The 14206-nt window shown below is 63.1% G+C and carries 12 protein-coding genes; 4 read left to right on the top strand and 8 right to left on the bottom strand.

Features of this window, described 5'->3' with window-relative positions:
• Window positions 1-513 precede the first annotated feature (513 nt).
• The 4 genes from J2X01_RS09835 to J2X01_RS09815 form a co-directional block, all read right to left on the bottom strand.
• Window positions 514-867 (bottom strand): hypothetical protein, encoded by a 354-nt coding sequence (locus J2X01_RS09835; RefSeq protein ID WP_310056337.1) that lies wholly within the window; start codon window positions 865-867, stop codon window positions 514-516.
• 718 nt (window positions 868-1585) lie between these two features.
• Complete coding sequence (locus J2X01_RS09825; RefSeq protein WP_310056334.1) at window positions 1586-4075, bottom strand: ATP-dependent Clp protease ATP-binding subunit; 2490 nt, start codon at window positions 4073-4075, stop codon at window positions 1586-1588.
• A gap of 81 nt (window positions 4076-4156) precedes the next feature.
• Window positions 4157-4618 carry a Gfo/Idh/MocA family oxidoreductase gene (locus tag J2X01_RS09820; protein WP_310056331.1) on the bottom strand — a complete coding sequence of 154 codons (462 nt, stop codon included), beginning with the start codon at window positions 4616-4618 and terminating at the stop codon, window positions 4157-4159.
• 21 nt (window positions 4619-4639) lie between these two features.
• Window positions 4640-5284 carry a lactate utilization protein gene (locus J2X01_RS09815; protein WP_310056328.1) on the bottom strand — a complete coding sequence of 215 codons (645 nt, stop codon included), beginning with the start codon at window positions 5282-5284 and terminating at the stop codon, window positions 4640-4642.
• A 67-nt stretch (window positions 5285-5351) separates the two neighbouring features.
• Here J2X01_RS09815 and J2X01_RS09810 point away from each other — a divergent pair, with 67 nt between their 5' ends.
• Window positions 5352-5855 carry a MarR family winged helix-turn-helix transcriptional regulator gene (locus J2X01_RS09810; RefSeq protein ID WP_310056345.1) on the top strand — a complete coding sequence of 168 codons (504 nt, stop codon included), beginning with the start codon at window positions 5352-5354 and terminating at the stop codon, window positions 5853-5855.
• Between the two features lie 85 nt (window positions 5856-5940).
• On the opposite strand, the gene J2X01_RS09805 is transcribed toward J2X01_RS09810, so the two are convergent.
• From J2X01_RS09805 to J2X01_RS09790, 4 genes are all read right to left on the bottom strand, one after another.
• Window positions 5941-6273: a recombinase family protein gene (locus J2X01_RS09805; protein WP_445344434.1), complete on the bottom strand. Its 333-nt coding sequence runs from the start codon at window positions 6271-6273 to the stop codon at window positions 5941-5943.
• Between the two features lie 450 nt (window positions 6274-6723).
• Window positions 6724-9345, bottom strand: a complete 2622-nt coding sequence (locus J2X01_RS09800; RefSeq protein WP_310056326.1) for a GH32 C-terminal domain-containing protein — start codon at window positions 9343-9345, stop codon at window positions 6724-6726.
• A gap of 280 nt (window positions 9346-9625) precedes the next feature.
• A complete protein-coding gene (locus tag J2X01_RS09795; RefSeq protein ID WP_310056323.1) occupies window positions 9626-9919 on the bottom strand; it encodes a putative quinol monooxygenase in 294 nt (97 codons plus the stop codon).
• Window positions 9920-9972: 53 nt separating this feature from the next.
• A complete protein-coding gene (locus J2X01_RS09790) occupies window positions 9973-10971 on the bottom strand; it encodes a LacI family DNA-binding transcriptional regulator (protein WP_310056344.1) in 999 nt (332 codons plus the stop codon).
• A 161-nt stretch (window positions 10972-11132) separates the two neighbouring features.
• Between J2X01_RS09790 and J2X01_RS09785 the strand changes: the two genes are divergently transcribed.
• From J2X01_RS09785 to J2X01_RS09775, 3 genes are all read left to right on the top strand, one after another.
• On the top strand, window positions 11133-12251 hold the full coding sequence (locus J2X01_RS09785; protein WP_310056320.1) for a substrate-binding domain-containing protein: 1119 nt from the start codon (window positions 11133-11135) through the stop codon (window positions 12249-12251).
• Between the two features lie 114 nt (window positions 12252-12365).
• Complete coding sequence (locus J2X01_RS09780; protein ID WP_310056318.1) at window positions 12366-13412, top strand: ABC transporter permease; 1047 nt, start codon at window positions 12366-12368, stop codon at window positions 13410-13412.
• Window positions 13409-14203, top strand: coding sequence for an ATP-binding cassette domain-containing protein (locus J2X01_RS09775; RefSeq protein WP_310056315.1), 795 nt, complete (start codon window positions 13409-13411; stop codon window positions 14201-14203). Before J2X01_RS09780 ends, J2X01_RS09775 begins: the two co-directional genes overlap by 4 nt.
• Window positions 14204-14206: the final 3 nt, after the last annotated feature.

The raw sequence follows: 14206 nt of genomic DNA, 5'->3' as shown, positions 1-14206 counted from the left end.
AGTGAAGGGCCCACAACGTGATCCCCAGCGTCCGGCTAGCGCACGGCCTGAAAGAACCATAGAGACACGGCGTTGACAGGCGACCACGGCACCATCTTCAGCCCGGAACGGGCGTCCGACAAGGACATATTGGCTAGCGCCCCAATTTGGCCAGAATGGCAGTCAACTCCCGGTCCGTTACGCCATTGTGCTGTCATTTTTAGAAGTCGTCTGCACGGAATGTCCGAAGTCGTGAGCCTGCATAAGGAGCTCTTCGACGCTGGCCACCGGTCCTGGCAGCTGCTCGAGCCGGCCGGTCCCCGCGATGGATGCCCTCCGGATCCTGGCCGCCAACCACAGCCTCCACCCGTCAACAGGCTCAAGCGGAGCTGACCGGCGGCGGCTCGGCCGTGGCCACAGTCGCCAGGCTCGCCGTTGCGGCGTTGCGGCGTTGCGGCCACGGTCGGACTGGCGCTTCTTCTCTTGTCGGGATCACAGCCGGCGGCCGGGGAATTCGCGCTGGCCCTCGGATGGCTAGTCCTTCGCGTAACTCAGGGGCGGGAAATTGCGGGCCAAATAAGACGTCGGTGTAAGCATCCAGCCTTCCCTGTCCTTCTCGTAGCTAATCACCATCGGCGCCTCGGCGCCGCGGGCCGCATCCATGGCCAGCAACAACGCATCCTGCAGCCGCCGTGCATAGTCAAGCCTTTCAGCCTGAGCTCCCACGAGCTCGCTGTCGTCGATAACATGGAAAGCCTTGCCTCCCGCGACCACCGTTACCGCATATCCCGTCTCCTCGTGGACCGATCCACGAGAAGTTCTAATTTCAGTGACTTTGGCGGCCCGAATCAGGCCCTGGTCGGCGGTACGAATCCACACGTCGCCCATGGAAACTCCCTTGTTCTGTGGACATCCGCAAATCTACTCCCCTTTGACCTAAGCGACTACGCCGCCGCGGCCGACGGATCAGGTGCCCTTGACGCATACGTGCCGCTCGTCCTCCACCCGCAGCAGCCGGCCGATCGCGCTGCTTCAATTCGTCGGTCTGTTCCCGGCCGGGATTCTCGAGACTTGCCGCTGTCTCTGACTAGTTGATTCATTTCTCCTAGCACTCCTGTGAATCCGGAGGATGCCTCGCTCTCCGGCGCAGTTACCTCAGCAGCCGATCGTGGAAAGTCCGGCTAAGGACGGACGACCCGAGGGCTTCAGCCCTTGAGAAGATGACCGGGATGTCATTCCAACCCGGCGGATGGCGTCATCCAGGGAGCTCCACCAGGTTGGCGGTGGTGTGACGGTGAAGCGGCGGCCGCTGATGGACGTAGGAACGATCCGGATGAAATGGTCCTTGCGGCCGGCCTCGTCGTCGTATTCCCAGTCATCCTTGGCGCCACGGATTCCGGATGCACCCCTCGGCCCCCGGATTGAACATGCCGGTTCCGGCTGATTGGAAGTGGCGTGGTCCGGACGAACCACACCGCCACATTGCCCAAAAGGTAGCACTGCCGCGGCCGGGTACTAAAGAGTCCGGCATGCCTTAGCCTGCAGGGCAATGCGGTGGGACACCGGTTATCAGCCCACCTCGGCGGTGGCCAGCGACGGTATCCGATCAGCCTGCGGCCGGCAGTGCGTCCGGGATCCGCGGTTTCGTGTTGCCGGCGAAGGTGAACTTGGCGTCGTCGCCTTCGCCGGCAACATCCACTACAACGATGTCGCCGCCGTGCAGTTCGCCGAAGAGGATCTTCTCGGAGAGCTGGTCCTCGATCTCGCGCTGGATGGTCCGGCGCAGCGGCCGGGCACCCATCGCGGGGTCGTACCCGCGGGTTGCCAGCAGGACCTTGGCGGCGGGCGTGAGCTCGATGCCCATGTCCTTGTCCGCCAAGCGCTTCTCCAGGCGGCCGACGAACATGTCCACGATCTCGATAATCTCGTCCTGGGTCAGCTGCGGGAACACGATGACGTCGTCAACACGGTTCAGGAACTCTGGGCGGAAGTGCTGCTTCAGCTCCTCCGTGACGCGGGCGCGCATCCGGTTGTAGCCGGTCTGGGTGTCCGTGCCGGACTGGAAGCCGGTGGCAACACTCTTGGAGATGTCCCGGGTGCCGAGGTTGGTGGTCATGATGATCACGGTGTTCTTGAAGTCCACCACCCGGCCATGGCTATCCGTCAGGTGGCCGTCTTCCAGGATCTGCAGCAGCGAGTTGAAGAGATCGGCGTGCGCCTTCTCCACTTCGTCGAACAGGACAACGGAGAACGGACGACGGCGGACCTTCTCGGTCAGCTGACCGCCCTCGTCGTAGCCCACGTAGCCCGGAGGGGCACCGAAGAGCCGCGACACCGTGTGCTTCTCCGAGTACTCGGACATGTCCAGCGTAATCAGGGCATCTTCCTCACCGAACAGGAATTCGGCCAGGGCCTTGGCGAGCTCGGTTTTGCCGACACCGGTGGGGCCGGCGAAGATGAACGAACCGCCCGGACGCTTCGGGTCCTTCAGGCCTGCACGGGTGCGGCGGATCGCCCGCGAAACCGCCTTAATCGCCTCATCCTGGCCCACTACGCGCTGGTGCAGCTCGTCTTCCATCTTCAGCAGGCGCGAGGACTCCTCCTCGGTGAGCTTGAACACCGGAATGCCGGTGGAATTCGCCAGCACCTCGGCGATCAGTTCCTCATCCACCTCGGAGAGGTCGTCCATGCCGCCGGTCTTCCACTGGCGTTCCTTCTCTTTACGCTCGGCAATGAGCTTCTGCTCCTTGTCGCGCAGCGACGCGGCACCCGCGTAGTCATGCGCGTCAATCGCGGACTCCTTCTCCAGCTTCATGGCGGCGATGCGCTCGGCCATGGCCTTCAGCTCCGGCGGGGCGGTCATCCGCCGGATGCGCAGGCGGGCGCCGGCCTCATCGATCAGGTCGATCGCCTTGTCCGGCAGGAAGCGGTCCGAGATGTAACGCTCCGAGAGATTCGCCGCGGCGACCAGCGCGCCGTCGGTGATGGTGACCCGGTGGTGCGCCTCGTACCGGTCGCGGAGGCCCTTGAGGATCTCGATCGCGTGAGCGACGGAGGGTTCCTTGATCTGGATCGGCTGGAAGCGGCGCTCCAGGGCAGCATCCTTCTCGATGTGCTTACGGTAGTCATCCAGCGTCGTGGCACCGATGGTCTGCAGCTCGCCCCGGGCCAGCAACGGCTTCAGGATCGAGGCCGCATCGATGGCACCCTCGGCCGCACCGGCACCCACCAGTGTATGGATCTCGTCAATGAACAAAAGAATGTCCCCGCGGCTGCGGATCTCCTTCAGGACCTTCTTGAGCCGCTCCTCGAAGTCACCGCGATACCGGGAGCCGGCCACCACGGAGCCCAGGTCCAGGGTGTACAGCTGCTTGTCCTTGATGGTCTCCGGGACATCCCCACGGACGATCGCCTGGGCCAGGCCCTCGACGACGGCGGTCTTGCCGACGCCGGGCTCGCCGATCAGCACGGGGTTGTTCTTCGTGCGCCGGGAAAGGACCTGCATGACGCGTTCCATTTCCTGCTCGCGGCCGATCACGGGGTCAAGCTTGTTCTCCCGCGCCGCCTGGGTCAGGTTGCGCCCGAACTGGTCCAAAACCACGGAACCAGAGGGAACCGCTTCAACGTGATCCTGGCCGGGGCCTGTGGCCTCCTTGCCCTGGTAACCCGAGAGCAGCTGGATGACCTGCTGGCGGACCCGGCTCGGATCCGCGCCGAGCTTGACCAGCACCTGGGCGGCCACGCCTTCGCCCTCACGGATAAGGCCGAGCAGGATGTGCTCGGTACCGATGTAGTTGTGGCCCAGCTGCAGGGCCTCGCGCAGCGAGAGCTCCAAGACCTTCTTGGCTCGCGGAGTGAAGGGGATGTGGCCGGACGGGGACTGCTGGCCCGGGCCGATGATCTCCTGTACCTGCTCGCGCACGCCGTCGAGCGAAATGCCCAAGGACTCAAGTGCTTTGGCGCCAACACCTTCACCCTCATGGATCAGACCCAAGAGGATGTGTTCGGTACCAATGTAACCGTGGTTCAACATGCGTGCCTCTTCCTGGGCAAGCACAACTACGCGACGGGCACGGTCCGTAAATCGCTCAAACATTTCGCCACACTCCCGGCTGCCCCCATACCTTGATGCTACGTCGCCTCAGGCACGCTTGGGGCGTTCGCCGGAGGCAGGATATTAGTGAGCCGGATTCAGCTGACGCCCGACCATGGTCGTTGACAGGACCTCGCCGTCGTATCCGCCGCCGAGCAACTCCTGGAGGAACTGGATCGCGGGGCCCTGGCGGACCTGCAACCCGACGACCGTAGGCACTCCCTGCCCGGCGGCGAGTGCGGCCATCGCTCGCGCGTCGTCGATGTCGCGGCCAAGTCGCCACTCGCCGTAGACGGGTTTGCCGGCGGCAAGTGCGGCGGAGACGAGTTCGCGATGGTGCGGGACCTTGACGGTCACCGCGACCAGGTCGATGTCTGATTGGGCCAGAAGACTTGCGTGGTCGGAGAACACCGCTCTGACCCCGAACGCTTCGCCTGCTGTGCGCGCTGAGCGCCCGGATCTCCAAGTTCGGCAGTGCGCGCAGTGCCGGGATGTGGGCAGTGGCGGCCCAGCCCCGGACGAGGCTGACCCCGACGATCCCCACACCCAGCGTCGATTCAGGCATGACTAGAACCCCAGTGCGTCATCGCAGAGGACGACGGTGATCCGGTCGGGTGTCCACTCGCGATTGATGATGAGAACTTTGTTCACACCGCTGTGCACGCCGTACGCGGCCTGAGCACGGACGTCTTCGAGCGGGAAGGCGTATTCGTCGATGCGCCGGAGTGCGTCCTCGAGGTCGGGCACGATCTTCTGCGTCCCAACCACGAGGATCACCTTCCCGGCGCCCGATGCGTAGGGGCCGAGTTGGCTACCACTCGCGGACGCGGTGACCAGGGACCCGGTCTCGGTGACGGCGTGGACACTGCCGAGCATGACGTCGGGCGAGGCGGTTAGGCGGCGGATCTCGTCGGCCTGCGTCGCACGGTCCATGCCGAAGACCCGTGACCGGAGGGACTCGTACCGACCGGAGCTCTCTATCTCCTCGGCGATACCGGAAGCCTCCAGGGACTGCGACGCGCCGTGATGCACCTGCGACCCCGCCGGGATGAGATCCAGGACCATCCGTTTGGCCTCTGCGGCGTTCGCGACGCGAAGGACGGTGATCCCGTTCGCTTCCAGCGCCGCCACGGCTCGCACGACCCGCGTCTCCTCCGCCGAGGCGGCAAACCCACGGCCGAGTGTGCTGTTGAGGGGCTGGACTTCACTCATGAGACGGTCCTCCTCACCGCTCCGAGGTACTTGCGATTGCAAATACCTATGGAGTTAACTGGTGGTTATGCACAAAAATTCCTCACCGGGTGACATAACTGCTGTTTTCGGCCGGCTTGTCGAGGAGTCGCTGCCGGGTCGGCGCGGAGAGAAGGCGTGGCGCGCTTTGCTGCAGGCACACGCGACGCTCATGCGCCGACTCGATACCGATCTCAGGGAGGACACCGGCCTGCGCCTGGCCGACTTCGGCGTATTGGCCCAGCTCGCCGGCGCGGGCGGTGAGCTGCGGATGACGGAGCTCGCCGCCCGCACGCTCCTCTCGCGCTCGGGGTTGACGCGCCGCGTCGCGAGGTTGGTTGATGAGGGCCTGGTACGCCGGGCGAACGCCGCCGGGGACGGGCGAGGCGTGCTTGTCGCCCTGACCGAGGCCGGCGTCGCCCGTCTGACCGAAACTATGCCGGTCCACCTTCAGGGTGTGTCGAAACTGTTCGTCGAGCGGCTCGACGAACAGGAACTCGCCGTTCTCGAGACCGCTCTGAGAAAAGTCATCGTCGACTGCACGTTCGGCTGAGGATAAGCCGGGGAGAGCCTGGCTCGGCTGCCGGCGTTGGTGGGACTCAGGTTGCCCACGAGGAGGTCGGATTAGTCGGAGGCGTTCAAAGAGCTGGCAGGCGCGACCGATCGAGTCGGTGAGGCTGACATAACCCAATGCCGCGCTCGTTCAGGCCTCCGGCGAAATCTAGGAGGTCCTTCACGCTGCGGCCAAGGCGGTCCAGCTTCCACACAATGAGAGGGTCTTCCTCACGGAGTGATTCCAGGGCCTCGGCGAGGCCGGGGCGCCCGGCTTTGGTGCCGCTCATCGTGTCTTCAAAGATGCGGTCGCATCCTGCACTTTTTAGGGCAGCCAACTGCAGATCAAGGTTCTGGTCGCGCGTGGACACTCTGGCGTAGCCGATACGGCGTGCAGCCATATGGGTTTCGCTTCTCAAAACTCGATTCGGACTCCTGGCTCGACTGTACAGTTCCGAGAACCATTTATGAGAACCGCCCGCCTGGCCGGGGCTACTCATCACAATGGCGGTTTTCGGCAGAACGGCGTGGCATTCCGGCCCCTCGCTGCAAGCACCACCATTCTCGATTCAAGGTGTTCTTGAAATCCTTCGTTTGCGAGAAGGACAACCACCGCCAGCGCAACGAGCCAGTCCCGGGTGATGTTCGGCCCGACCGGACGAGGTTTCGGAAACGCTGCTTGTGAATCGCAGCGGTAAGTGGCGGCGTTTTCGCAGCGCTAAATGTCGCCCCTGTTGGCCGTTTGACGATCCTCAAGGCGAAAGCTTCATAGCCCGGCTGGAAAAGCTGAAGGGACTGGGCCCGGTGTATTACCGAGCTCAGTCCCTTTAGCTCCAACTCTCGGGGGAGCCGGTCACAGTGTGAGTAAGTTACTTCTTTTCAGGGAGAAACATTGCCCTTTCCAGCGGTGTCACGCTGAGTGATTTGAGCTGTGCGGTCCCACCTTCGGCGAAGAGGGCCATCTTGTCTGCTCCGAGGTTGGGGAACACCTGGTCGGTGATCGTCCTGAGTCCGTTCTGGGCGAACACCTCCACTGAGGAGCGGTCGAGGTAGATCCGCATGGTGATGTTGCCATTCTTGTCCAGGGTGACGGGGGCATCCTCGATGGAAGCGAACGCAGGGTGGAATGCGGTGTTGCCGGAGTTTGTGCGGTCAACGAACATCTTTCCGGTCGTGGCATCGTAGCCGATGACCGTGGATACGTTTCCATCGCCCAGGACAGTGATGCCGGATTTTTTCGCCGTGCCGGGTGCGAAGGTGATGTCCACCCGCTGGACCTGGCCTGAGGCAGCGGCAGGCAACTGGAGCGTTCCTGCAGGAATAGGCCCGCCCTTGTTGTCTGTGTAGGAGACCTTCCCGTCCAGTTTGTCCACTTGTTTGACGGCGCTTTGGGTGAGGCGGGGGCCGTCAGGGGTCTGGGTCAGGTTGACCTCGCGGGGAAGTGCCATGGCACTGCGCCAGGGGTTGGTGGGGATTTCGTTGGCGTAATCCCAGTTATTCATCCACCCGAGCATGACCCGCTTATTATCTGGCATGTTGCCGAAGGACACGCTGGCGTAGTAGTCGCGGCCGTAGTCCAACCAGTCGTAGGTCTCCAGGGCCGATATTGCCGGTTTGGAGGAGAGCATGAATTCGTCCGCGAGGATGTGGCCCCAGCCGAATCGGTTGTTGTCGACAACTCTGATTTGTGCCTGTTGGCCAACGAATTCCTTAACATTCCATGATGCCCGGTCGAGCGTTTCGCTGTCGTTTCCCGTGGCCGTGCGCACGACCTGTCCGTTAATTACCAGGTTCACGGATTCTTCATCGGACCTGGGAACAGCGGCGGTGTCGGTGAGCATGACGTGGTCAAGGGTCAGGTGTCCCCACCCGCCGGTGGCCTGGTCAATGACACGCAACTGTGCATTCTGCCCCGCGAATTCGGAGACGTCCCAGCCTTTCCAGTTCATGACTCCGGAATTGTCTCCTGCGAGGGAGCGGACCACCTTGCCGTTGATGAGCAACTGGACGGCCAGGATTTGTCCGGAGTCCGCGGAGCGGTTGCCGCCGCCGACCAGCATGCTCATGAAATTCTTGGTGATGGGGAATTCCGGTGACGTCAGGGTGCCTTGCCGGTCATCGCCCGGTGCGGTGCCGGTCTCGAAGGTGTTGATCCGCTTAGCGCCGATGTAGAAGTCCCCACCACTGGTAGCGGGCTGGAAATTGGGTGTCAGATCGCCGGTTCCGGTCCAGCCGGCGTCGGCCAGTGTGGTCCCTGCGGGAACCTCGAAGCCGTTGAACTTGAGTTCACCCTCGGGTGGGGTGTTGTCCAGCTTGTCGGAGACCCGCGGGTGCTTGCCGCCGCCCACGAGAAAGTTCAAATAATCGTCAGACACCGTAAAGGTTGGTGACTGTATGGACCCAAGCGGCCAGTCGCCGTCGTTGAACGAGTTGACCAGACCGGTGGCGCCGAATCCGGTCACCGGGCTCTGGCCGGGAAGAGCCCCGGAGGCGGGGGCGTCACTGAAAGGACCGTTCTTCCAGTTGTCCGGCTCGTTGTTCACAGTCCAGCCGTTGTAGGTTCCGTCGTTGAACCCTGCCAGGACCGTGCCGGGAGGAAGCGTTGCGGCCGGCTTGGTGGTCTCGGAGGTGAAGGTGGTGCCATCGAAGTTTCCGACAAAGTATTGTCCGGCGGATCCGCCAGCAACGCCGCCGGGATTGATATTGACGACCATGACCCATTTGATGTTGTTCATATCGCCGTCCACGGCAAGCGGGAACAGGTCCGGGCATTCCCACTGCCCTCCGGTGGCGTTGGCTGGCCCGAATTCGCTCAGTGCCGACCAATCCTTGAGGTTGCTCGACTTGTAGAGGACGACCTTGTGGTCCTGGGCTTCGACCGCGGTCATTACCCAGTAGCCACCGCCGCCGGGCTGGTTGTACCAGAAGACCTTGGGGTCGCGGAAGTTCGCCGAGTTACGGTCCAGAACCGGGTTCTGGACGTACTGCGTCCAGGTCTGCCCGTCGTCGAGGCTGTAGGCAAGGGACTGCGCCTGCAGGCCACGATGCGGGGAAGCGTCCTTGTATGCGCTAGTGAAGATAGCGATCAGGGGCGGGTTCTCTTTCGTACCGAAACCGGACGTGTTGTCCTTGTCGACCACGACGCTGCCGGAGAAGATATCCTGCTGGGCATCAGTGGAGATCGCCAGGGGCTGCTCCTCCCAGTGGACAAGGTCCTTGGACGTGGCGTGACCCCAGGACATGTTCCCCCAAGTGTTTCCGGAGGGATTGTGCTGGTAGTACAGGTGGTAGATGCCCTTGTAGAAAACGAGTCCATTGGGGTCGTTCATCCAGTTTTTTTCGGGGGTGTAATGAATGGCCGGTCGGTGCTGCTCATCCCCGAATTCGGCCGCGGAGGCTGGCATGGAACCGGCCAGTGCTGCAGCCAGTGTCAGTCCCGCGAGGGTCAGGCCAGAAACGGCATGCATCCTGCGGGTGGTCGTTTTCTTCATCTGCTTGTTTTGCCCTTCATCGCGCTTGTCTCAGATAGACAACGTTGTCAGTGCGTCGGACTCTAAGTGATGTCCTTCGGACAAGTCAACGGTTTTGGCGGCCACGACCATGAGCACTTCCGGCACTTGGATGAGGTACGCGAAAGGCCTGGCAGGCACGAGAAAATTCCCCGCCAACGAAGGCTGGAGGGGTTCTTTCTTCCGGGCACAGGTCCGTTCAGCCCCCACGGGGCCGAAATGCACCCCCGCGATCAAGCGGGTGGGCGACCGTGGTCGAGCGCTATTCCATCGGCAGGAGCCAGGTCAGTTCCGAGCCGTCGCCTTCGATGTGGAGTGCCAGTTCCTCGTTGAATCTTGCGCCATAGTCGGCGCTGATGTGTTCCTGGAATGCAGCTTCATCGCGGTAGACCTCGAAGACAAAGTACTCGCGGGCATTCTCTTGGCGGGTGTAGGGAAGGAACAGCTCGTTTCCCGGTTCCTGGCGAACGTGCCGGGTCAGTTCAAGCATCATCTCGGCCACTCGGGCTTCGCTGCCCGGCTTGACGGTGAACTCGGCGTAGAGGGTTTTGGTCATGACGATTCCTCAGGTTTATGGGTTGGGCAGAGTGTTCAGCAATTTCGCCGGCATCAGGCCGGAGGGCGGATTTCGCCGGAGCCCCTTTGTATCAGCTCGGAGGGGACGACATAGGTACGTGGAGGCTGTTCGTCGCCGTCAATCCTGGCCAGTAGCCTCTCCGCTGCCAGCTTGCCGATCTGCTCGGGATGCTGGGCGATGACGGTTACGCCCGGGTCCATCATGTCGGCAAGGGTAAAGTCATCGAATCCTATTAAGGCCACGCGGTTGCTTAGCCCTAGCTCCCGCAAGGCACGCATGGCCCCGAAGGTGACCAGGTTTTGACTGGAGAAGATCGCAGTCGGCGGGTCCTCAGCGGTGAGAAGCTCCAACGCGGCAAGCCTCGCCGATTCTTCATTGTGAAGGTTTTCGCGGATGGGAATCGTTGACGTGGGAATTCCGTGGCGACCGATTTCCTCCACGAACCCCCGCCGGCGTTCCCGGGCAGTCTGGATATCTGTACGGTCGCCCAGGTAGGCGAGTCTGGTGTGGCCGCCGCTTATCAGGTGAGCGGCCGCACTCGCGGCGCCTGCGGCGTTGTCGGTCACGACAGCGTCCGCTTCCATCCCTACCGGTTCACGGTCAATGAAGACCAGGGGCAGGTCACGAGAATGCTCCGGGATTACATATGCCTGGCTTCGGGCGATCGGCGTGAGGATGAGTCCGTCGACGCGCCGGCCAAGAAACGCCGTAACGATGGCCTGCTCCCGCCTGGGGTCATCATCGAGGCTCGCGGCAAAAACCGCTATCCCTCTGGCCCCCAGCGCATCTTCTATGGCCCGGTTGATTTCTCCGCTGAATGGGTTGGAGACGCTCGGCAGCAGGAGCCCAACGGAGAGCGTTCTCCTGCCCGCGCGGCGCAGGCTGCCTGCCGCCATGTCCAGCTGGTAGTTCAGTTGTCGGGAAGCGTTGAGCACCTTTTGCCGGGTGGCCTCCGACACGCCAGGTTCGTCATTTATCACCCGTGAGACGGTCTTGATTCCGACGCCGGCAAGTGCAGCCACGTGGCGCATCGTTGGACGGGCGGAAAGGGCCGGCTGGCTACGATCGGACATCGTTGTCAAAAAAATCGCTCCTTCTAAGTGCATCTATTGACTCTCCGGTGTGATGCTGCTTACATCGTACATGACATCGTTGTCGAGGCCAGTGAGGGCCTCAAACACCAGGAGATTCAATGTTGAGTTCCAAAGCACCCCGTTCAACGGCCACCCGCCTGTTCGCTGCCGGAGCAGTACTGACCCTGGGAGCGCTCAGTCTTTCTGCCTGTGGTGGAAATTCCCCCTCCACCTCAGCAACGGAAGGCGCGTCCGCTGAAAAGGTCGGCGTCTCCCTGATCGTTAAGACCACGACCAACCCGTTCTTCGTCTCCATGCAGGACGGGGCAAAGAAGGCCGCCGAAGCCGGCGGCGTGGACCTTAAGCTCGCAGCCGGCAAGGCTGACGGCGACGAGGACACCCAGATCCAGGCCATCGAGAACGCCATCTCCAAGGGCGACAAGGGCATCCTGATCACCCCCAACGGCCCGTCCGTAGTGGACGCCCTGAAGAAGGCCAAGGACGCCGGGCTCTTCGTCATCGCCCTGGACACCCCGCCGGACCCCGCCGACGCCGCCGACATCACGTTCGCCACGGACAACTTTGCCGCCGGCGAGCTGATCGGCAAATGGACCGCAGCCCAGCTGGATGGGAAAAAAGCGACCATTGCCCTCGTCGATCTCTTTGACGACAAGGTCGTCTCGGTGGACTACAACCGGGACCAGGGCTTCCTGACCGGCCTGGGTATCGACACCGCGGACAAGAAGAAGAACGGCGACGAAGCCAAGACCGGCACGTACACCGGCGGCAAGGGCGGCGACTACGAGATCGTCGGCAGCCAGGCCTCCCAGGGCGCCGAGGACGGCGGACGCACCGCCATGGAAACCCTCCTCGCCAAGAACCCGAACATCAACGTCGTCTACACCATCAACGAACCTGCAGCAGCGGGTGCCTTCGAGGCACTGAAGGCCGCCGGTAAGGAAAAGGACGTGCTGGTGGTTTCGGTGGACGGCGGCTGCACGGGCGTGAACAACGTCAAGGCCGGCGTCATCGGCGCCACGGCCCAGCAGTACCCGGTCAAGATGGCCGAACTGGGAGTGAAGGCCATCGTTGACCTCGCCAAGACCGGCCAGAAGCCGGCCAACTCCCCGGGGCTGGACTTCTACAACACCGGCGTCGAGCTCGTCACGGACAAGCCGGCCAACGGCGTCAAGAGCATCACCACCACCGAAGCCTCCGACATCTGCTGGGGAAAGTAGCACACCCAGCTTCACTGCGGGGCGGGGAGGCCGGAGCCCGCTATCGGCCTCCCCGCCCCGCATCCATCGAGCTAGGCCCGCTCTAGCAACCATCACGGAAGATCAGGACCAATCGTGACCCAGCAACAGACCGCCGGCCCGCCCAGCGCCGGGCATGCCGACCTGGCGGAGGAATTCCTCGACCGCCAGACACCGCTCAGCCGGATACGCAATATCCTCCACCGCTACCCCGCGGTCAGCCCCGCCCTTGTACTTCTCATCTCGGTGGTCGTGTTCGGCCTCCTCAATGACAGGTTCCTGCGGGTTGAAAACCTCTCCCTGATTACCCAGCAGGTCTCCGTCGTCGGCACCCTGGCCATCGCCCAGACCCTCATCATCCTCACCGCAGGCATCGACCTTTCCGTCGGGGCCGTCATGATCCTTTCGTCCATGGTCATGGCCCAACTCGCTGTCAATAACGGAGTGCCTGCGCCAATCGCGCTGCTCGCGGGCCTGATCGTCGGACTCGCCGCCGGAGCACTCAACGGATTCCTGGTTACCCGGTTCCGGCTCCCGCCGTTCATCGTCACCCTGGGCACGCTGAATATCTTCATCGCCCTTACACTGCTCTACTCCAACGGCGCGACAGTGCGCGGCTCGGCCATGCCGCCCCTACTCACCTGGACCGGAACCACCTTCCCGGTGGGCCCGGTCAGGATCTCCACCGGAGTCGTCGTGATGCTCCTGCTCTACATCGCCATCGCGTTCATCCTCGGCAAAACCGCCTGGGGCCGGCACGTCTACGCCGTGGGCGATGACAAGGAAGCCGCCCGCCTGGCCGGCATCGCCGTGAACAGGGTCCTCATGAGCGTCTACCTCGCCGCCGGTGCCGTCCTGGCCGTCGGCGCCTGGATCCAGATCGGCCGAACCAACGCAGCCAGCCCCAACGCCGGCGTAGACCTTAACCTGGACTCCATCACCGCCGTCGTCATCGGCGGAACAAGCCTTTTCGGCGGCCGCGGCTCCGTCTGGGGAACCCTTCTCGGCGCCCTGATCGTGGGCGTCTTCCGCAACGGCCTCTCCCTCGCCGGGCTGGACGTGTTGTACCAGACCCTGGCAGTGGGCGTCCTGATCATCCTCGCTGTCTCCATCGACCAGTGGATCCGAAAGGTCAAGTCATGACCACGACAGAATTTTCAGCCCCCCACGTCGCCACCCGCGAGCCCATCCTGCAGGCCCGGAACCTCGTCAAAACCTTCGGCCGCGTCGTGGGACTGGACGGCGTCAGCCTGGACCTGTACCCGGGCGAAGTCCTGGCGATCATCGGCGACAACGGTGCAGGCAAATCCACCCTGATCAAGTGCCTCACCGGTGCCGAGATTCCGGATACGGGTGAACTGATGGTGTCCGGGCAGCCGGTCCACTTCAAACGCCCCCAGGACGCCCGTGCCCACGGCATCGAAACGGTGTACCAGAACCTGGCGGTCTCGCCGGCCCTGGACGTCGCCTCGAACCTCTTCCTCGGCCGGGAGGAACGCCGTGCCGGGCTCCTCGGGAGCGTGTTCCGGATGCTTGATACCAAAGGCATGCGCACGAAGGCCAAACAGGAATTGACCCGGCTGGGCATCTCCACCCTTCAGGACGTCACCGTACCGGTGGAAAACCTCTCCGGCGGCCAGCGCCAGGCTGTCGCCGTGGCCCGCGCCGCGGCCTTCGGTTCCAAAGTGGTCGTGCTGGACGAACCGACGGCGGCACTCGGCGTCCGGGAATCGAACCAGGTCCTGCAGTTGGTCCGGGACCTCCGGGACCGCGGCCTGCCAGTCATCCTGATCAGCCACAACATGCCCCACGTGTTTGACGTGGCGGACCGGATCCACATCCAGCGCCTCGGCAAGTGCGCCGCCACCATCACCCCGCAATCACACACCATGACCGATGCAGTTGCGATCATGACCGGTGCAGCCACCGCCTGAACA

Source organism: Arthrobacter ginsengisoli (genome assembly GCF_031456935.1).
GTDB lineage: Bacteria > Actinomycetota > Actinomycetes > Actinomycetales > Micrococcaceae > Arthrobacter > Arthrobacter ginsengisoli.
The sequence above is the reverse complement of the archived record's forward strand: the minus strand, read 5'-3'. Positions and strand labels throughout refer to the sequence as shown.